Annotated in this window: 16 protein-coding genes; 12 read left to right on the forward strand and 4 right to left on the reverse strand. The window is 71.2% G+C overall.

Annotation, left to right across the window (positions count from 1 at the left end):
• Positions 1 to 68 precede the first annotated feature (68 nt).
• The gene (locus tag ACFWVE_RS28975; protein WP_384020125.1) at positions 69 to 2,654 is read right to left on the reverse strand and encodes an SUKH-4 family immunity protein; all 2,586 of its coding nucleotides are present in this window, start codon (positions 2,652 to 2,654) and stop codon (positions 69 to 71) included.
• A gap of 9 nt (positions 2,655 to 2,663) precedes the next feature.
• A complete protein-coding gene (locus ACFWVE_RS28980; RefSeq protein WP_384020128.1) occupies positions 2,664 to 3,650 on the reverse strand; it encodes an SMI1/KNR4 family protein in 987 nt (328 codons plus the stop codon).
• A 353-nt stretch (positions 3,651 to 4,003) separates the two neighbouring features.
• Between ACFWVE_RS28980 and ACFWVE_RS28985 the strand changes: the two genes are divergently transcribed.
• Both ACFWVE_RS28985 and ACFWVE_RS28990 read left to right on the forward strand, forming a co-directional pair.
• Positions 4,004 to 4,522 carry a YwqJ-related putative deaminase gene (locus ACFWVE_RS28985; protein ID WP_384020131.1) on the forward strand — a complete coding sequence of 173 codons (519 nt, stop codon included), beginning with the start codon at positions 4,004 to 4,006 and terminating at the stop codon, positions 4,520 to 4,522.
• A gap of 126 nt (positions 4,523 to 4,648) precedes the next feature.
• The gene (locus tag ACFWVE_RS28990; RefSeq protein ID WP_384020134.1) at positions 4,649 to 5,182 is read left to right on the forward strand and encodes an SUKH-3 domain-containing protein; all 534 of its coding nucleotides are present in this window, start codon (positions 4,649 to 4,651) and stop codon (positions 5,180 to 5,182) included.
• 99 nt (positions 5,183 to 5,281) lie between these two features.
• On the opposite strand, the gene ACFWVE_RS28995 is transcribed toward ACFWVE_RS28990, so the two are convergent.
• Positions 5,282 to 6,610, reverse strand: a complete 1,329-nt coding sequence (locus ACFWVE_RS28995; protein WP_384020137.1) for a sensor histidine kinase — start codon at positions 6,608 to 6,610, stop codon at positions 5,282 to 5,284.
• A gap of 583 nt (positions 6,611 to 7,193) precedes the next feature.
• On the opposite strand from ACFWVE_RS28995, the gene glmU reads away from it, so the two are divergent.
• From glmU to ACFWVE_RS29020, 5 genes are all read left to right on the forward strand, one after another.
• Complete coding sequence (gene glmU / locus ACFWVE_RS29000; protein ID WP_384020140.1) at positions 7,194 to 8,642, forward strand: bifunctional UDP-N-acetylglucosamine diphosphorylase/glucosamine-1-phosphate N-acetyltransferase GlmU; 1,449 nt, start codon at positions 7,194 to 7,196, stop codon at positions 8,640 to 8,642.
• A 153-nt stretch (positions 8,643 to 8,795) separates the two neighbouring features.
• Positions 8,796 to 9,776: a ribose-phosphate diphosphokinase gene (locus ACFWVE_RS29005; RefSeq protein ID WP_384020142.1), complete on the forward strand. Its 981-nt coding sequence runs from the start codon at positions 8,796 to 8,798 to the stop codon at positions 9,774 to 9,776.
• Between the two features lie 240 nt (positions 9,777 to 10,016).
• A complete protein-coding gene (locus ACFWVE_RS29010; protein ID WP_384020145.1) occupies positions 10,017 to 10,604 on the forward strand; it encodes a 50S ribosomal protein L25/general stress protein Ctc in 588 nt (195 codons plus the stop codon).
• A 133-nt stretch (positions 10,605 to 10,737) separates the two neighbouring features.
• Positions 10,738 to 11,340, forward strand: a complete 603-nt coding sequence (pth, locus tag ACFWVE_RS29015) for an aminoacyl-tRNA hydrolase (protein WP_384020148.1) — start codon at positions 10,738 to 10,740, stop codon at positions 11,338 to 11,340.
• Positions 11,341 to 11,408: 68 nt separating this feature from the next.
• The gene (locus ACFWVE_RS29020; protein WP_384020151.1) at positions 11,409 to 11,903 is read left to right on the forward strand and encodes a hypothetical protein; all 495 of its coding nucleotides are present in this window, start codon (positions 11,409 to 11,411) and stop codon (positions 11,901 to 11,903) included.
• 76 nt (positions 11,904 to 11,979) lie between these two features.
• Here the strand turns inward: ACFWVE_RS29020 and ppc are convergent, their stop codons facing one another.
• Entirely contained in the window at positions 11,980 to 14,721 is a 2,742-nt protein-coding gene (ppc, locus tag ACFWVE_RS29025; protein WP_384020154.1) for a phosphoenolpyruvate carboxylase, read from the reverse strand.
• Positions 14,722 to 15,018: 297 nt separating this feature from the next.
• On the opposite strand from ppc, the gene ACFWVE_RS29030 reads away from it, so the two are divergent.
• The 5 genes from ACFWVE_RS29030 to ACFWVE_RS29050 all read left to right on the forward strand — a co-directional run bounded on the left by ACFWVE_RS29030 (position 15,019) and on the right by ACFWVE_RS29050 (position 18,520).
• Positions 15,019 to 16,050, forward strand: a complete 1,032-nt coding sequence (locus ACFWVE_RS29030; protein ID WP_384020157.1) for an acyl-CoA desaturase — start codon at positions 15,019 to 15,021, stop codon at positions 16,048 to 16,050.
• Complete coding sequence (locus ACFWVE_RS29035) at positions 16,047 to 16,724, forward strand: TetR family transcriptional regulator (RefSeq protein ID WP_384020160.1); 678 nt, start codon at positions 16,047 to 16,049, stop codon at positions 16,722 to 16,724. The genes ACFWVE_RS29030 and ACFWVE_RS29035 overlap by 4 nt, the downstream gene beginning before the upstream one ends.
• 7 nt (positions 16,725 to 16,731) lie before the next feature.
• Positions 16,732 to 17,907 carry a CaiB/BaiF CoA transferase family protein gene (locus ACFWVE_RS29040; protein ID WP_384020163.1) on the forward strand — a complete coding sequence of 392 codons (1,176 nt, stop codon included), beginning with the start codon at positions 16,732 to 16,734 and terminating at the stop codon, positions 17,905 to 17,907.
• 116 nt (positions 17,908 to 18,023) lie between these two features.
• Entirely contained in the window at positions 18,024 to 18,275 is a 252-nt protein-coding gene (locus tag ACFWVE_RS29045) for a type II toxin-antitoxin system prevent-host-death family antitoxin (protein WP_384020166.1), read from the forward strand.
• Positions 18,272 to 18,520 carry a type II toxin-antitoxin system RelE/ParE family toxin gene (locus tag ACFWVE_RS29050; protein ID WP_384020167.1) on the forward strand — a complete coding sequence of 83 codons (249 nt, stop codon included), beginning with the start codon at positions 18,272 to 18,274 and terminating at the stop codon, positions 18,518 to 18,520. Before ACFWVE_RS29045 ends, ACFWVE_RS29050 begins: the two co-directional genes overlap by 4 nt.
• The last annotated feature ends 1 nt before the right edge of the window (position 18,521 follow it).

Below are 18,521 nucleotides of genomic sequence, written 5' to 3' on the forward strand. Positions count from 1 at the left end.
GGATACGCGTATCCGGCCGGACCCGGCCTCTGTTCGTCCGCCTCAGCGGCGGGGACGGGAACGGTGGCTCAGAGCAGTCCGTCCCACATCTGCTCCAGCAACACCGACCACCAGCTCTCCGGCGAACCGAGCGCCGCGGGATCCAGTGCCGCCAGCTGCATCTGGAAGTCGACGGTCCAGCGGCCCGCCTGCTCCTGGTTCAGCCCGAACCGCAGCCGCCACATCCGCCCCAGCAACGCCAGGCAACGCGCGAACTCCGGCAGCCCCGTGTTCACGAACTGCGGCGGTACGGGCGCACCGCCCGGCCCCGCCTCCACCGGCACCGCGACGATGTTCGCCGTGCCGTACTGCACACAGATCGCCTTGCCGAAGTCGCTGCCCATGACGAGGTACGAGCCCGCGTCCGAGGCCGGCTGCACACCCCGTTCCGCGGCCAGCTCCGCGAGCGTCGGCACCGGACGGCCCGGCTGGGCCTGCGCCCAGAAGAACGGGCCCATGTCCAGCGGCAGTCCGGCCGCCACCAGCGTGTGCGCCACGACCGGCGGCACACCCTGCCGGGACACCGCCTGCTGTTCGAACCGGAACACCCCCGGCCCGAACGCCCCCGCCAGCTCCTGCCCGATGGCCTCCGGCGGGAGCGGCGGCGCCGGCTGCACCGGCGTCAGCGGCGCGCGCACCGGCGCCGGCCGGGCGGGCCCGTCCGCCACCTGGTGCAACTCACCCTGATGAACGAGCAGTTGCTGCATGCCCTGCTGCCGGCTCGCGTGATCCGTGCCGTACGGCGCGATGTTCGTGATCCGGGCCTGCGGCCACTGCTCCCGGATCATCCGCGCACAGTACGCGCCCGGCAGCTCGCACGACTCCAACTCCGTGTGCAGCTCCAGCACCTGATCCGGCGGCACGTTCATCGCCCGCAGCTCGTGGAAGATCTGCCACTCCGGATGCGGCGTGCCCGGCGCCGAACGCCGGATCAGCTGCTGCTCGGAACCGTCCTGCGCGCGGTAGCGCAGCACGGCCTGATAGCCGGGGCCGACCGTCGGCTGCCCGGCCGGCTGCTGCGGCGGATAGCCGTACACCGGCGGCCGACCGGGTCCGGGCACCCCCGGCGGCACCGCGCCCGGCATCCCGGGCGGCATCCCGCGGGGCATACCGGGCGGCGCGGGAGGCGGCGGAACACCCGGACCGCCGGGGGCCGACGGCGGCGGAGGCGTACCGGGCCCACCGACCGCGGGACCCGCCAGCACGGTCTCCGCGTGATGCACCGGGCCACGCCCGCCCCCCGCGGCACCCGGAGCACCGGGCGGCTGCGGAGCGCCGGGGGCACCCGGAGGACCGGGAACGCGCGGAGCGCCAGGGGCACCCGGCGCACCCGGCGCACCGGGCGGGCCGGGAGGCTGGGGCGTACCCGCACCCGGCCGGCCGGGGTCGGCGAACATCGTCACGGCGTGATGGACACCGCCGGGCGGCGTACCCGGCGCAGGCGGGGCACCGGGCGCAGGCGTCGGGGCCCCGGACGGCTGCGGACCGCCCGCCGGACCACCCGGGCCCGCCGGCCCTCCCTGGCTGTCGAAACCACCGAGGCCGTTGGACCCCAGGGACGACACCATCTGCGTCGGCACGTACCCGCCCGCCGGGCCACCCGGCGCGCCGGCCCCCGAGGGGGGCGACGACGGAGGCGGCGGCGTACTCCCCGGCCGCACACCCGGCGTACCCGAAGCACCCGGAGCACCCGGAGCACCCGGCGGAGGCGGCGTCGTCGGACCCGCGGGGCGGCGCGGGGGCGTCGCCCTGCTGGTCGCGGCGTCGGCGATGTCCGCGGCGTTCTGCGCCACCGGAGTCACCGGCGCACCCGGCGGAGTCTGCGCGTCCGCGTCCTGGAACGCCGGCGTCAGCGCCGTCGGCGGCAGCTGGCTGCCCCCCGACATCAGCGCCGTAGGGGCATCCGAGGCCGACGCCGAAGGCGGCGGCGTGTCGTCGTCGGACTGGCTCAGCGGCGGCGCGAACACGGTGACCGGCAGCGGCACCGAACCGTCCTCACCGGCATCGGCGTTCGTGTCCGTACCGGCCCACGGCGTCGCCCCGGCCGGAGTGCCCGCGCCGGCCCCCGCCCGGGAGTCGCCCCCACCGGCGGCGGGCCAGGCAGCACCACTGCCGGGCGCCACCGGCGCACCCGGCACCGCGGCACCGGCGGCCGCAGCCCCGGAACCGGTCGTACCGGACCCACCCGTCGTACCGGCCGCATCCGCCGAACCGCCCGACGTCTCCCCCCGCCGGTCCGGAATCCCCAGCCGGTCCGCCGCCTCCTGCAACCACTCCGGCGGACTCAGCAGGAACGACGTCTGATTCAGGTCCACCCGCGCCGGAGCCGCCGGCGCCGGCCCCTCCGCCCCGTCCGTACGGGCGCACTCCTCCTCGTACCGGCGGATCACCTCGCCCACCGCCAGCGCGGGCCACAGCGTCGCCTCACCACTGTCCCGGGCGATCACCAGCCGCTGACCACCGCCGTCCGAACGCGGCCCGTCCGCACGGTCCTCCGCCCACACCACGAACCCGAGGCCGAACTCCCGCACCCGCACCTCACGGTGCTGGTACGACGGCACCTCCCCGTTGACCCACTCCTCCGCACGCTCCTGCGCCTGCGCGAACGTCACCATCGCCGGACCTCACTCCCCCGCAGCAACCGGAACGACCTGCGCGAAGCCGCCGTCCACCATCAGATTCGCCACCGTCTCCAGCTCCGGCGGCGACCCCGCCAGCCGGGCCAGGAACGCGTCGAAGTCGTCCCCGCACGGCAGCAGCAGCCGCTCCACCCGCTCCGCCGGCGGCCATGACGGATCCACGTCCCGCGCGTCGTCGTAGGCGCAGAACCACACCGAACCCGCCCGGTCGCCCCGCACCTTCACCGCCAGCAGACCGCCCTGGACGAAACCGACGGCCAGATAGTCCTTGGTCAGGTGATCACGCAGACACTTGTTGATGTACACCAGGTCGTTGACCGCGGCCTCGTCCCGCACCGTGAAGAACGGCTGGTCGACCAGCAGGCCCAGTTCGGCGTCCAGCGCCGTGCCCACCGGCGCGCAGCCGCCCGCCGCCTTCAAGAACGACCGGTACGCGCCGGGCAGCCGGTAGCCGAGATCCTCCTCGACGTTCAGCACCTGCGCCTCGGTCACCGCGAGCCCCGACTTCGGCAGCCGGAAATGCGCCGGGCGCGTCTCCTGCAACGGCCGCGTGCCCCGCTTCTCCTGGTCCACGCCCGACGTCACCACACCACCGTGGTGCCGCAGCAGCGCCTTCACCTCGACCGGCACCAGCTCCAGCCGTCGCGACGCCACCGCGTGGTGCCACGTCCAGCCGTGCGGCGTCGCCACCGCGGGCACCGCGCCCCACAGCTCATGACCGGTCGCCGCCAGCGCCGCGTTCGCCGACACGTAGTCCGTCAGCCGCAGCTCGTCGACGCCGAAACCCTCCGGCGGCTCCGCGATCTCCGCCACCGCACGCGCGTACGGCGAGAAATCGGGGTAACCACGCTCGTCCACCCGTACCCCTCTCGGGTGACGGGCCGCCCGCACCGGATCCGGGAAGTGCACGACCTGCCCGGCATAGGCCGCATTCGGCGGCACGGCTCTCTGCCCGAGCCGACCTGTCGTCATGGCGGTTGCCCCCTGCGGCACTCTGTACGACCCGCACCGACCACCATCGGCCGTCACGGAACGTATCCGACTGTCACGTCTGCTTCGACTGCTCACCGCCGCCACTCCCACCGGCGCCCCGCGCGCCGTCCGCACGGATCACCGCAGGAATCGCGACACCAACAGCCTATGCGGTACGGCGGCACCGGTCACCGGGCACCGGCCGCCCACCCGTCCGCTTCCGTGACCAAACGTCACCCTCCCGTGACAGCTCGCCCAAACCTGGGCGTGTCGCCCCGCCCCAGCTTCCCCATCAGCCACGCCATTTGGCACTCTGTGAGCTTCCGGGGGATGCACGGGAGGGGAAGGCGATCATGAACATGATTCAAACAGGGGCACCGGCAGGACACCCCGCCGACCCGCGCAGCGGCGACCCCCGCATCGGCTGGAGCAGCACCGACACCGCCCGCACCCCCCTCCTCCTGCACCGCCGCGACGGCATCCTGCCCACCATCGCCGCCGCCCTCTCCATCCGCGGCACCACCCTCACCGGCACCGCCGCCCGCGCCGACACACCCCCCGAACTGCACCCCCTCGTCCAGGACTTCCTCGACACCCTCACCAGCGGCCAACGCGACCGCTTCACCGGCCGCTGCGCCGAGACGATCCTCATCTCCCGCCACCTCACCGCCGCCGACACCGCACGCAGCAAACGCGCCGCACGCAAGCCCATGACCAACGGCGAAGCGCGCAAAGCGCTCAAACACGCCAAACTCACCGCCCGCCACATCCGCGAGGACGGCGACCCCCTCCACGGCGGCTACGCCGCACCCTGCCGCGCCTGCACCGCTCTCACCGCCCACTTCGGCATCCGCGTCGTCGCCCCCGGATGAACCGGCCCGGTGAGTGATTCCGTACACCCGATCCGTACCCACCCCTGACACACACCCACCACCACCCGGCCGACCCCCACCCCCACCCCCACCGGCCGCACCACCACGACGAAGAACGAACGGCAGATGCGCACCGACCACGTCCCCTCCCCCAGCCACCCGGCCCCACCCGAACCGGGGGGAACCTCGCACCGCTTCCCCGACCCCGTCGCCACCGCCCTGCGCGCCGCCGGCTGGCAGCCAGGACGCTGGGACATCGGACAAGCCGAAATCTGGGCCGACACCCTGCGCGACCACACCTCACCCGCAGGGCACCGCCACACCGTCTTCCCCGCCGCCGTCGAAGCCTGGGCCGAATTCGGCGGACTCCACATCACCCCCACCGCCCCCGGCCGCCGGCTCGCCCCCGCCACCCTCCACCTCGACCCCCTCCACGGCCTCCACATGGCCCGCACCCTCGGCGACCTCGGCCGCGCACTCGACACCGGCGTCTGCCCCGTCGGCGCCGACCCCGAGACCCACACCCTCGTCGCCATCGACACCCAAGGCCGCGTCTACGCCCTCGACCACACCGGCGACTGGTACCTCGGCCACCACATCGACCAGGGCCTCACCGCCCTCGTCTCCGGCACCGAACCCGCCCGCCTCACCACAGGCTGACCGGCCACCACGCCCGCCGGACACCCGCTCACCGGCCGTGGCCGGCCGCCGTTGCCGACCGCCGGCCACCAGTCGGTTCATCCGGGGCCGCCGTTCGCCCTACGGCGCCGGAATCACCGCCGAGACCCGGAAACCCCCCGCATCCGTCGGCCCCGACACGAACACCCCGCCCAGCGCCGACACCCGCTCCTTCATCCCCACCAAACCGTTCCCGCCCGACGGCAACCGCGCCGACGGCCCCGCCTCCGTCGGCGGCTCGTTCTCCACCTGCATCGCGATCTCCGACACCCGATGCGCCAACCGCACATAGGTCTTCGCCCCCGGCGCATGCTTGTGCACATTCGTCAACGCCTCCTGCACCACCCGGTACGCCGTCGACTCCACCTCCCCCGCATACGCCCGCCCCTCCCCCTCCACCAACAGAGCCACCACCATCCCCGCAGCCGCCGACTGCCCCACCAGCTCACCGATCTCCGACAGACTCGGTCCCTCACCCCCGGCGCCCCCGCCCGGCCGGGCCTCGCCCACCGCCCGCGACGCCGCCGCAGCCGCCGCCGCACCCACCGCCGCCAACGGCACCGACGCCCGCGCGTCCCGCCCCGCACCGCCCCCACCCGACCGCAGCACCCCGAGCATCTCCCGCAACTCCGTCAACGCCTGCCGCCCCATGTCCCCCACCAGCGCGGCGTTCTTCACCGCCTTCTCCGGGTCCTTCCGCGCCACCGCCTGCAACGCCGCCGCATGCACCACCATCAGACTCACCCGATGCGCGACCACGTCATGCATCTCCCGCGCGATCCGCGTCCGCTCCTCGTTACGCGCCCACTCGGCCCGCTCCTCGGCCCGCTCCGCCAGCAACTGAAGCTCCCGCTCCAGACTGTCCGCCCGCTCCCGCAGACTCTCCATCAACCGCCGCCGCGCCCCCACATACAGCCCCAACAACACCGGCGGCGCGGTCAGCCCCACCGAGGTCGTGATCGACGCGAACGGAATGAACCAGTCCCCCAGGTCCAACTCCCCCCGCGCCATGTCCTGCCGCACCCGCACCAACGTCACGATGAACGTCCCCACCAGCGACATCCCCGCCAGCGACGCGGTGATCCGGCGCGGCAACTCCGACGCCGCCAACGTGTACAGGCCCACCAGGCCCATCAGAAAACCCATCTGCGCCGGCGTGATGGCGATCACCACCAGCACCACGGCGATCGGCCAGTGCCGCCGCACCACCAGGACCGACCCCGCCAGCAACCCGAACAACACCCCCGCGGCCACCGGAATCCCCGCGTCCCGCGCGAACGGAATCCCCTCCAGCCCGCACTCCAGCGCGGACACCGCCGCAAGGCTCACATCCAGCACGGCGCTACGCCGTCTGCCCCACCACCACGGCCCTCCACGGGCCGTCACATGGTCTTCCCCCGTCGTGGTCATGCCTCCAGCCTAAGGGCGCCCGGTGCCGGTTTTCCGGGGACTTTCCCCGACTGACTCCCACCACACTCCGTGACCGTTCAGATGCGATACGCCCCGAAATCCCTCGAACTGCCGAACCGCACCTCGTCCGCCCCCCGAAGCGCACATTCCGCCCGGACGGCACGCCCGCGACACACGCGCCGGGCGGACACGCCCGCCCCGAAGGCGTCGATGACGCTTGAGCGGCGCAACTCCGAGGCGGCGCGCGAGAACGCGGGCGCCCCCCGTCACGGGCACCTCGTGCCCGAAGTCCTCAAGGGTGCCGACCCGTACCGTCGCACCGAAGGCTCTTGGTACGGCATAGTGTTGGGTGCCGACTCGACAGCCCAACCGGATGTCCGGTTCGATCGAGTTTCATCCCCCATGGTGTAATCAGGCAGCACTGAGGGTTTTGGTCCCTTAAGTTCAGGTTCAAATCCTGATGGGGGAGCCTGTTGCGTGCGGGCCCCGACCTCCCAGGTCGGGGCCCGCACCCATGTCCCCCCACACCCACCCCGGTATCCTGCGGATGTCCCCCTCCCCCTTACAGCCGAAGGGCATCCTTGTGAGCGCCAATCGCCCGGCAGCCGTCGTCGTTCTCGCAGCGGGTGAGGGCACCCGTATGAAGTCGGCCACCCCGAAGGTCCTGCACGACATCTGTGGCCGTTCCCTGGTGGGTCATGTGCTGGCCGCCTCCGGTGAGCTGGAGCCGGAGAACCTGGTCGTCGTCGTGGGGCACGCCCGCGAGCAGGTGACCGCGCACCTCGCCGAGGTCGCCCCCGACGTCCGTACCGCCGTTCAGGCGGAGCAGAACGGGACCGGGCACGCGGTGCGGATGGGACTGGAGGAGCTGGGCGGCTCCGTGGACGGGACCGTGGTCGTGGTCTGCGGGGACACTCCGTTGCTGACCGGTGGGACGTTGCGGCGGCTGGCGGCCACGCATTCCGCGGACGGGAACGCGGTGACGGTGCTGACGGCCGAGGTGCCGGATGCGACGGGGTACGGGCGGATCGTGCGGGACGCGGCCTCGGGTGCGGTGACGGCGATCGTGGAGCACAAGGACGCGTCGCAGGAGCAGCGGGCGGTCCGGGAGATCAACTCGGGTGTGTTCGCGTTCGACGGGGCGTTGTTGGCGGATGCGCTGAAGAGGGTGCGGACGGACAACAGTCAGGGCGAGGAGTACCTGACGGACGTGCTGGGGATTCTGCGTGCGGCGGGGCACCGGGTGGGTGCGTCGGTGGCGGGCGACCACCGGGAGATCGCGGGGATCAACAACCGGGTGCAGTTGTCCCAGGCGCGGCGGATCCTCAATGACCGGCTGCTGACGGAGGCCATGCTCTCCGGGGTCACCGTCGTCGACCCCGCCTCGACGTGGGTGGATGTGACGGTGTCGTTCGAGCGGGATGTGGTGGTGCATCCGGGGACGCAGCTGCAGGGGGTGACGCATCTTGCCGAGGGGTGCGAGGTGGGGCCGAATTCCCGGTTGACGGATACGCGGGTGGGGGCCGGGGCGCGGGTGGACAACACGGTGGCGTCGGGTGCGGAGGTCGGCCCGGAGGCTTCGGTGGGTCCGTTCGCGTATCTGCGTCCGGGAACGCGGCTCGGGCGTGCGGGGAAGATCGGCACATACGTCGAGACGAAGAACGCGTCGATCGGTGAGGGGACGAAGGTTCCGCATTTGTCGTATGTGGGGGATGCGACGATCGGCGAGTTTTCGAACATCGGTGCGGCGAGCGTGTTCGTGAATTACGACGGGCAGGACAAACATCACACGACGGTCGGGTCGTATTGCCGGACCGGGTCGGACAACATGTTTGTGGCACCCGTCACCGTCGGGGACGGTGCCTACACTGCCGCCGGCTCTGTGATCACCAAGGATGTGCCGCCCGGCTCGCTGGCTGTGGCCCGGGGCCAGCAGCGGAATATCGAGGGCTGGGTGGCTCGTAAGCGTCCGGGGAGTGCTTCCGCGAGGGCCGCGGAGGAGGCTTCCCGGGGGTCGGCCGAGCAGGGCTGACCGGAAAGCGGTGCGCCAGAGTCGTCGTATCGTGATAAGTGCACATCCGCACCCCATCAGGTGAGGTGACCTTTCGTGTGCCGCCTGAGCGGTCCGTGAGGTCTCTCGCCGTCGAGCCGCGAGTTTCTGCGACACCTCTGAGGAGATAGTGCTGTGACCGGGATCAAGACGACCGGCCAGAAGAAGATGATGTTCTTCTCCGGCCGCGCCCACCCCGAGCTTGCCGAGGAGGTCGCCCGCCAGCTGGGTATCGGGGTGGTGCCGACGAAGGCCTTCGACTTCGCCAACGGTGAGATCTATGTGCGGTACGAGGAGTCGGCCCGCGGGGCCGACTGTTTCCTGATTCAGAGCCACACGGCGCCGATCAACAAGTGGATCATGGAGCAGTTGATCATGATCGACGCGTTGAAGCGTGCGTCGGCGAGGTCGATCACCGTCATCGTGCCGTTCTACGGTTACGCGCGGCAGGACAAGAAGCACCGCGGTCGTGAACCGATTTCGGCGCGCCTGATCGCGGATCTGATGAAGACCGCGGGTGCGACCCGGGTGCTGACGGTGGATCTGCACACCGATCAGATCCAGGGCTTCTTCGACGGTCCGGTGGATCATCTGTTCGCGCTGCCGCTGCTGGCGGACTACGTGGGCACGAAGGTGGACCGGGAGAAGCTGACGGTGGTGTCGCCGGACGCGGGGCGCGTGCGGGTGGCGGACCGTTGGTGCGACCGGCTGGGTGCGCCGCTGGCGATCGTGCACAAGCGGCGGGACAAGGATGTGGCGAACCAGGTCACGGTCCACGAGGTGGTCGGTGAGGTGAAGGGCCGTGTGTGCGTCCTGGTGGACGACATGATCGACACGGGTGGCACGATCTGCGCCGCGGCGGACGCGTTGTTCGCGCACGGTGCGGAGGACGTGATCGTGACGGCGACGCACGGTGTGCTGTCGGGTCCGGCGGCGGACCGGCTGAAGAACTCGCGGGTGAGCGAGTTCGTGTTCACGGACACGCTGCCGACGCCGGGTGAGCTGAGTGGCGATCTGGACAAGATCACGGTGCTGTCGATCGCGCCGACGATCGCGAGTGCGGTGCGTGAGGTGTTCGAGGACGGTTCGGTGACGAGCCTGTTCGACGAGCGGTAAGGGTTCCGCTCCGGGTTCCACCGGCGCCCCGGCTGATCGTTTTGGGTACGGCCTCCCTGTCCGAGTAGACTGCTGCAGTTGCTCGGCGAGGGAGGCCGTACCGCTTCGTGAGGGGTGGAATACGGCGGTCCGTAATCGACGCGCTCTTCGTAGCAGGCCGTTCGTGGCCGGGTGACCTTCCCCAAGCTCCATGGAGCGGGGGGTATCCCCAACGGTTTCTGACTTCGAGGAGTGGTGAGCATGTCCGAGGTGAAGCTGCACGCGGAGACGCGGCGCGAGTTCGGCAAGGGTGCGGCGCGTCGTATCCGTCGTGAGAACAAGGTTCCGGGCGTGGTGTACGAGCGTGGCCTCGAGCCGCTGCACGTGACGCTGCCGGGCCACGAGCTGCTGCTGGCGCTGCGTACGCCGAACGTGCTGATCGACCTGGTCGTCGACGGTGAGGGCAGCCAGCTGGCGATCCCGAAGGCCGTGCAGCGTGACGCGGTCAAGGGTTACCTGGAGCACGTCGACCTGCTGAAGGTGAAGAGCGGCGAGAAGGTCACCGTCGAGATCTTCGTGAACACCGAGGGTGATCTGGCGCCGGGCGGCAACCTGCTGGAGCACGTCCTGTCCGCGCTGCCGGTCGAGACCGAGGCGACGCACATCCCGGAGGGCGTGACCATCTCGATCGAGGGCCTGACGGCCGGTGACGCGGTGCTCGCCAAGGACGTGAAGCTGCCGGCCGGTACGACGCTGGCGGTGGAGGGGGACACCGTGGTGCTGCAGGTGCTGTCCGCGCAGGCCGAGGAGGCCGCGGAGGGTGACGGGGACGAGGCCGCCGAGGCCTGATCCTCCTCGTAGTCTTCGCTACGCGGTCTTCACTGCGCGTCGGCCGCTGTTCCCGTACGGGGACAGCGGCCGACGTGTGTACGGGGACGGGACCGAGGACGAGACGCGGACGCGGAAGCGGGACGAGGGAGACATGGACGTGACGACCGATGCGGCGGCTGTCTGGCTGGTCGTGGGGCTGGGCAATCCGGGGCCCGAGTACGCCGGGAACCGGCACAACGTGGGGTTCATGGTGGCGGATCTGCTGGCGGAGCGGATCTCGGGCCGGTTCAAGCGGGCCGGGAAGGCTCAGGCGCAGGTGGTGGAGGGGCGGATCGGGCCGCCCGGTCCGGCGGGCCGGCGGGTGGTTCTGGCGAAGCCGATGTCGTTCATGAATCTGTCGGGCGGGCCGGTGAACGCGCTGCGGGAGTTCTACAAGGTGCCGGTGGCGCGGGTGGTGGCGGTCCACGACGAGCTGGACATCGAGTACGGGACGCTGCGGCTGAAGCTGGGGGGCGGGGACAACGGCCACAACGGGCTGAAGTCGATGACGAAGGCGTTCGGTCCGGATTATCACCGGGTGCGGTTCGGGATCGGGCGGCCGCCGGGGCGGATGCAGGTGGCGGACTACGTGCTGCGGGACTTCTCGTCGACGGAGCGCAAGGAGCTGGACTATGTCGTGGACCGGGCTGCGGACGCGGTGGAGTGTCTGGTGATCGACGGTCTGGAACGGGCGCAGGGTACGTACAACTCCTGACGGTCCGGTCCTTGCCGGACCCCGCACGGAGTTGACCGACCGCAAGGACATGGCCAAAGATCTCGGCCATGCCTTCTGCCGTCTCGTCCTCCCGCTCCCGGGGTTCGTCCGCCGTGCTGCGCTTCGGCCGGTTCGCGGTGATGGGCACGGTCGCCGTGCTGATCCTGGTCGCGGGTGTGTGGGGGTCGTGGGGCACGGCGCAGTACGCGATGCTGACGAAGGGGCGCGAGCAGGGGACGGTCGCGGTGACGTCCTGCGGTGGGCGGACCTGTACGGGGGCGTACACGCCGGTGTCGCCGGGGTCGCAGCCGCGGGCCGGGGTCGTGCTGGAGAACAACGCGGCCGTGGCCGAGGGGCGGACGTACCCCGTCGTCATGAAGCCGGGCGGGAGCGAGGTGGTCCGTTCGGGTGTGGCGGGGGTTCTGTACGCGTGGGTGCCGCTGGGCGGGGCGCTGATGCTGGCGTCGGTGGTGGTGGCGGGCGGACTGCTGCGGACGCGGGTGGCGTGGGTGATGGGGGTGTCCGGGGTGGCGCTGGTGACGGCGGCGTTCCTGATGGTGTGAGGAACACACGGGTGCCCCCGAGCCGTACGGGGCTCGGGGGCACCTTTGTCGTGTCGCCGGGAACGGGTCGCCGGGGTCAGCCGGTGTTGCGCAGGCCCGCCGCCACACCGTTGACGGTGAGGAGCAGGGCTCGGGCCAGCAGCGGGTCGGCCGGGTCGCCGGCGGTGACCGCGTCGCGCTGGCGCTTGAGGAGGGCGACCTGGAGGTAGGAGATGGGGTCGAGGTAGGCGTCGCGGATGGTGAAGGTCTGCTTGAGGGCGGGCGTGCCGTCCAGGAGTCCGGGCTCGCCGGTGACGCGGAGGACTTCGGCGACGGTGAGCTCGTGCTCGGCCCTGATGGTGTCGAAGACGTGCTTGAGCTCGTCGGGGACGAGGGTGTCGACGTAGTGCCGGGCGATGCGCAGGTCGGTCTTGGCCAGGGTCATCTCGACGTTGGAGATGAAGTTGCGGAAGAAGTGCCACTGTCCGTGCATCTCGTCGAGCACGGTGTCGAGGCCTGCTTCGCGCAGGGCCTTGAGGCCGGAGCCGACGCCGTACCAGCCGGGGACGATCTGGCGGGACTGGGTCCAGCCGAACACCCAGGGGATGGCGCGCAGTCCGTCGAGGCCGGCGCCGGAGTCGGGCCTGCGGGAGGGGCGGGAGCCGAGGTGGAGGTCGGCGAGCTGGTCGACGGGGGTGGAGGCGAAGAAGTAGGCGGGGAGGTCGGGGTCCTCGACGAGGTTGCGGTAGGCGTCGTGGGCGGCGTCGGAGACGACGTCCATGGCGGCGTCCCAGCGGGCGAGCGCTTCGTCGGACTGGCGGGGCGCGGTGTGCAGGGCGGACGCCTGGAGGGTGGCGGCGAGGGACAGCTCCAGGTTCTCCCGGGCGAGTGCCGGGATGAGGTACTTGTCGGAGATGACCTCGCCCTGTTCGGTGACCTTGATCTCGCCTTCGAGGGTGCCCCAGGGCTGGGCGAGGATGGCGTCGTGGGTGGGACCGCCGCCGCGCCCGACGGTGCCGCCGCGGCCGTGGAAGAGGCGCAGGCGTACGCCGTAGCGGTGGGCGACGTCGCGCAGCCGGCGCTGGGCGCGGTGGATCTCCCACTGGCTGGTGGTGATGCCGCCGAACTTGGAGGAGTCGGAGTAGCCGAGCATGACTTCCTGGACGTCGTCCCGCAGCGCGACGAGGCGCCGGTAGGACGGGTCGGAGAGCATGTCCTCGAGGATGGTGTCGGCGGCCTTGAGTTCGTCCGTCGTCTCCAGGAGGGGGACGATGCCGATCTTCGCCCAGCCGGCATGGAGGTCGATCAGTCCGGCCTCCCGTGCGAGGAGGGCGGCGGCGAAGACGTCGTCGGCGCCCTGGCACATGGAGATGATGTAGGACTCGATGACTTCGGGGCCGAAGATCTCGAGGGCGCGCTTGGCGGTCTGGAAGACGCCGAGGGTCTTCTCGCCGGCCGCGTCGACGGGTGCGGGGGTGGGGGCGAGGGGCCTGCGCGAGCGGAGTTCCTTGGCGAGGAGCTTGGTGCGGTACTCGCGGGGCATGTCGGTGTAGCGCCAGGATTCCTCGCCGAGCCGGTCGAACAGCTGGCCGAGGGCGTGGTGGTGGGCGTCGGCGTGTTCGCGCAGGTCGAGGGTGGCGAGCTGGAGGCCGAAGGCGGCGAGGGTGCGGATGGTGCGGGCGAGGCGGCCGTCGGCGAAGAGACCGCCGCGGTGCTCGCGCAGGGAGGTCTGGATGATCCGCAGGTCGGCGAGGAGTTCGCCGGTGCCGAGGTAGTCGCGGCCTGCCTGGTGGGGGGTGTCCTGGGCGAGGCGCTGCTTGGTGTTCTCGAGCTTCTGGCGGATGCAGGTGGCCTTGAGCCGGTAGGGCTCCTCGGCGTTGAGTCGCTTGTAGCGGGGGCTGATCTCGGGGAGGTTGTCGAGGTCGGCCTTCAGGGAGGTCAGCAGTTCCTCGGTGGCACCGGCGTAGCGGATGGAGTTGGAGAGGAATCCGCGGAGCTCGTCGATCATCTCCAGGGCGTCGTTGATGCCGTGTTCGTGCTGGAGGATGAGGACGTCCCAGGTGACCTGGGGGGTGACGTTGGGGTTGCCGTCGCGGTCGCCGCCGATCCAGGTGCCGAAGGTGAGGGGGCGGGTGTCGTCGGGGAGGGTGACGCCGGCGCGTTCGAGTTCGGCGGTGAGGTCCTCGAGGACGTCGCCGACGGCGCCGGCGTGGAGCTCGTCGAGGTAGTAGATGGCGTTGCGGGCCTCGTCGGCGGGTTCGGGGCGTACGACGCGCAGTTCGTCGGTCTGCCAGACGAGGTCGATGTTCTCGGCGAGGCGGGTGTCGAGGCGGCGCCGGTCGCTCTCGATGACGGGGGTGTCGAGGAGGGCGGCGATGCGGCGCAGCTTGTTGAGGACGGAGCGGCGGGCGGCCTCGGTGGGGTGGGCGGTGAAGACCGGGCGGACGTTGAGGTGCCGCACGGTTTCGCTCAGGTGCTCGGGGTCGGCGTCCTTGAGGCGGTCGGCGGTGCGGGCGAGCAGTCCGCCCTCGGTGGCGCGGCGGGCGCGCAGTTCACGGCCGCGGTGCACCTGCTCGGTGACGTTCGCCAGGTGGAAGTAGGTGGAGAAGGCACGGACCAGCTTGGCGGCGGTCTCGAGTTCGGTGCCGCGCAGCAGTTCGGCTGCGGCCTCGCCGTCCTCGCGGGTGAGTCGGCGGACCTTCTCGACGAGGTCGAGGAGTTCGGGGCCGTCCTGACGGACGAGGGTCTCCCCGAGGAGGTCGCCCAGTCGGCGGATGTCGGCCCGCAGTTCGCTGCTTGTGGTCGCCGTGGACACGGTCTGGTCGTCGGCACTGCTCACAGGTGCGGCTCCTTGCAGTGTGGAAGCTGGTCTGGAGGGAACCCGGACGGCGGCTCGGGCGGCTGGTGCCGCATACGGGCCGGGCATCCGGGAAGAAGGAGGAAATCAGAGCGGACCGCGCTGTCCGACCGGTTTCCAGGATAGGTGGCGGCCGGAACGCGCAGGCTCGTGGGCTCTTGCCGCCGGGCCACGCACTGCCATACTTACGATGCCGTAGGTTACGGTCCCGTAGGAAACGCTCCTCGGGTCCGGTGGCCCGGCACCACCCTCAACCCTCATACCCCACAGGGGACACGCATGACCTCACGTCCTGATGTCATCGACGAAGCCTCGAAGGAGCCGCCCTCCTCCGGCCCCGGAGCCGGTTCCGCGGCCGTGCCTTCCGCCACGCTGGGCGGGGAGCGCAAGCGCTCGGTCGAGCAGATCGCGCTGCTGGTCTTCATCATCGTTCCGTTCCTGGCGGTGCTGGCGGCGGTACCGCTGGCCTGGGGCTGGGGGGTGAGCTGGCTGGATCTCGGCCTGCTGGTGTTCTTCTACTTCCTCGGCTGCCATGGCATCACCGTCGGTTTCCACCGTCATTTCACGCACGGTTCGTTCAAGGCGAAGCGGCCGCTCAGGATCGCGCTGGCGGTGGCGGGTTCGATGGCGGTGGAGGGCCCGCTGGTGCGGTGGGTGGCGGACCACCGCAAGCACCACAAGTTCTCGGACGCGGAGGGCGACCCGCATTCGCCGTGGCGGTACGGGGAGTCGCTGCCGGCGCTGCTGAAGGGCCTGTGGTGGGCTCATCTCGGCTGGATGTTCGACGAGGAGCAGACTCCGCAGGACAAGTACGCGCCGGATCTGATCGGGGACCGGACGCTGCGTGCGATCTCCCGCCAGTTCGTGCTGTGGGCGGGGGTGTCGCTGGCGCTGCCGGCGCTGATCGGCGGTCTGGTGACGATGTCCTGGTGGGGCGCTTTCACGGGCTTCTTCTGGGGGTCACTCGTCCGGGTGGCGTTGCTGCACCATGTGACGTGGTCGATCAACTCGATCTGCCATGCGGTGGGCAAGCGGCCGTTCAGGTCGCGGGACCGTTCGGGCAATGTGTGGTGGCTGGCGGTGCTGTCCTGCGGCGAGTCCTGGCACAACCTGCACCACGCCGATCCGACGTCCGCGCGGCACGGTGTGGAGCGGGGGCAGATCGATTCGAGCGCCCGGCTGATCCGCTGGTTCGAGAAGCTGGGCTGGGCGTACGACGTGCGCTGGCCGTCACGCTCGCGTATCGATTCGCGTCGTGACACCGGGGAAGACGGCTCCCGGCGCGGGCGGGAGCCTGCCGAGGCGGCATGATGGTCGCCGTGGCGACCGACTCCAGCAGCACCCCGAGCAATGACAGGCCGCGGCGTGCCCGCCGCACCCGGATGACCGGCGCGGAGCGCCGTCAGCAGCTGTTGGAGATCGGCCGCACCCTGTTCGCCGAGAAGGGCTTCGAGGGCACGTCGGTGGAGGAGATCGCGGCGAAGGCCGGGGTCTCCAAGCCGGTGGTGTACGAGCACTTCGGTGGCAAGGAGGGCCTGTACGCGGTGGTGGTGGACCGTGAGATGCGGCGTCTGCTGGACATGGTGACGAGTTCGCTGACCGCGGGGCATCCGCGGGAGCTGTGCGAGCAGGCGGCGTTCGCGCTGCTGGACTACATCGAGGAGTACACGGACGGATTCCGCATTCTGGTCCGTGACTCCCCGATCCCGCAGTCGACGGGTACCTTCGCCTCTCTCATCTCGGACATCGCCACGCAGGTGGAGGACATCCTGGGCCGCGAGTTCAAGAACCGCGGCTTCGATTCGAAGCTGGCCCCGCTGTACGCGCAGGCGCTGGTCGGGATGGTGGCGCTGACCGGCCAGTGGTGGCTGGACGTCCGCAAGCCGAAGAAGGCGGAGGTGGCCGCGCACCTGGTCAACCTGGCCTGGCACGGCCTGGACGGCCTGGAGCAGAAGCCCCGGCTGATCGGGCACCGGAAGAACTAGGGCACTCGTGCAGCCGCTCCGGGGAGTCACCGTCGTCTCGCTCGAACAGGCGATCGCCGCTCCCTACGCAAGCCGTCAGCTCGCCGACCTCGGCGCGCGGGTGATCAAGGTGGAACGTCCCGGGACGGGGGACTTCGCCCGGGCCTACGACACCCGCGTACGGGGTCTGAGCTCGCACTTCGTGTGGGTGAACCGCAACAAGGAGTCCCTCACCCTCGACATCAAGGACCCGCGGGGCAGGGAAGTGCTGCGCCGCCTGATCGCGGGGGCCGACGTCTTCCTCCAGAACCTGGCCCCGGGGGCGGCGGCCCGGGCCGGGCTCGGGGCGCGGGAGCTGCGGGCGGAGCATCCGGAGCTGATCGTGTGCGACATCTCCGGCTACGGCGCCCCCGGCCCCTACGAGGAGCTGAAGGCGTACGACCTGCTGGTGCAGTCCGAGGCGGGGCTGCTGTCCGTCACGGGCACGGAGGACTCCGTGGCCAAGGCGGGCATCCCGGTGTCCGACATCGCCGCCGGGATGTACGCCTACAGCTCGGTCCTCGGGGCGCTGCTGGAACGGGGGCGGACGGGGCAGGGCACGCATCTGGACGTGTCGATGCTGGAGGCCACCGTGGAGTGGATGGGCTTCCCGCTGTACTACGCCTTCGACGGCGCCGGGCCGCCGCCCCGGGCGGGCGCCGCCCACGCCACGATCTACCCGTACGGCCCGTTCACCGCGGGCGACGGCAGGGTCGTCATGATGGCGGTGCAGAACGAGCGCGAGTGGCGCGGGTTCTGCGAGGTCTTCCTGGAGCGTCCGGAGCTGGCCGACCACCCGCACTACGCGGGCAACGCGGCCCGCGACGCGCACCGGGAGGCGTTGGGGCGGCTGATCGCGGCCCGGTTCACGGAGCTGACCGGCGCCGAGGCGGCACAGCTGCTCAGCGCGGTGCCCGTGGCCAACGCCCGGGTGAACACGCTCGCCGAGGTGTGGGAGCACCCGCAGCTGGCCGCGCGCGGACGCCTGCACCAGGTGCCGACGCCGGCCGGCCCCGTCCCGGCACTGGCCCCGCCGGGCCCGACCGGGGGCGCGCCCCGCATGGAGGCCGTCCCCGCACTGGGCGAGCACACCCGCTCCATCCTCACCGAACTGGGCCTGTCCGAGGACGCCGTCGACGCGCTCGTCGCGGACGGGGTCGTGTGAACGGGCCGCGCGCAATCCGCAGGGCGTCCCCTCCACCGCCGTGAACCGGTTGTCCGTCAACGCCGAAAGAACCGAACACTCGTGCCACAAGATCAAGCTTGCGGCACCATGCGGGCATGACTGAGAGCACGATCGGCGCAGCCCGTTCCCAGCTCGGCGACCTGGTCCGTCGCGCCGCCCACAGCCGCGGGACCGTTGCTCTCACCGACCACGGACACGTGGCGGCTCTGCTCGTCCCACCACACGTCATAGAGGATCTTGAAGATGCGCCGGCGCTCTCCGGCTACGAGCGGCGCAAGGCCGAGGGCACACTCGGCGAGGGCATCCCGCACGAAGAGGTCGGACGCATGCCGGGGCTGCGGCCGTGACCTACCGCATCATCTGGGAGCCGAACGCCACTGACGCGGCCGTGCGGTTCCTCCGGGACGATCCGGCCGGGCCGGCCTCCGTCCACGAAACGGTCGACAGCCTCGCCGAGGAACCTCGCCCCACCAACTCCGTCGCCTATGGGCCGACAGCCCGCCGCCTGCGAGTCGGCGACCACCGCGTGTTGTACATCATCGATGACGACGTGATCCATGTCCTCGTCACCCATCCGGGCCGCACGCCCTGAA

The sequence above is a fragment of the Streptomyces sp. NPDC058632 genome, assembly GCF_042717095.1.
In the GTDB taxonomy this organism is placed as follows: Bacteria; Actinomycetota; Actinomycetes; order Streptomycetales; family Streptomycetaceae; genus Streptomyces.

What these genes read in the sequence shown, in the direction of transcription:
- ACFWVE_RS28975 (WP_384020125.1), bottom strand. Translation starts at nt 2,654, where the DNA reads ATGGTGACGTTCGCGCAGGCGCAGGAGCGTGCGGAGGAGTGGGTCAAC.
- ACFWVE_RS28980 (WP_384020128.1), bottom strand. Translation starts at nt 3,650, where the DNA reads ATGACGACAGGTCGGCTCGGGCAGAGAGCCGTGCCGCCGAATGCGGCC.
- ACFWVE_RS28985 (WP_384020131.1), top strand. Translation starts at nt 4,004, where the DNA reads ATGAACATGATTCAAACAGGGGCACCGGCAGGACACCCCGCCGACCCG.
- ACFWVE_RS28990 (WP_384020134.1), top strand. Translation starts at nt 4,649, where the DNA reads ATGCGCACCGACCACGTCCCCTCCCCCAGCCACCCGGCCCCACCCGAA.
- ACFWVE_RS28995 (WP_384020137.1), bottom strand. Translation starts at nt 6,610, where the DNA reads ATGACCACGACGGGGGAAGACCATGTGACGGCCCGTGGAGGGCCGTGG.
- ACFWVE_RS29010 (WP_384020145.1), top strand. Translation starts at nt 10,017, where the DNA reads ATGTCCGAGGTGAAGCTGCACGCGGAGACGCGGCGCGAGTTCGGCAAG.
- pth (WP_384020148.1), top strand. Translation starts at nt 10,738, where the DNA reads ATGGACGTGACGACCGATGCGGCGGCTGTCTGGCTGGTCGTGGGGCTG.
- ACFWVE_RS29020 (WP_384020151.1), top strand. Translation starts at nt 11,409, where the DNA reads ATGCCTTCTGCCGTCTCGTCCTCCCGCTCCCGGGGTTCGTCCGCCGTG.
- ACFWVE_RS29030 (WP_384020157.1), top strand. Translation starts at nt 15,019, where the DNA reads ATGACCTCACGTCCTGATGTCATCGACGAAGCCTCGAAGGAGCCGCCC.
- ACFWVE_RS29035 (WP_384020160.1), top strand. Translation starts at nt 16,047, where the DNA reads ATGATGGTCGCCGTGGCGACCGACTCCAGCAGCACCCCGAGCAATGAC.
- ACFWVE_RS29045 (WP_384020166.1), top strand. Translation starts at nt 18,024, where the DNA reads ATGACTGAGAGCACGATCGGCGCAGCCCGTTCCCAGCTCGGCGACCTG.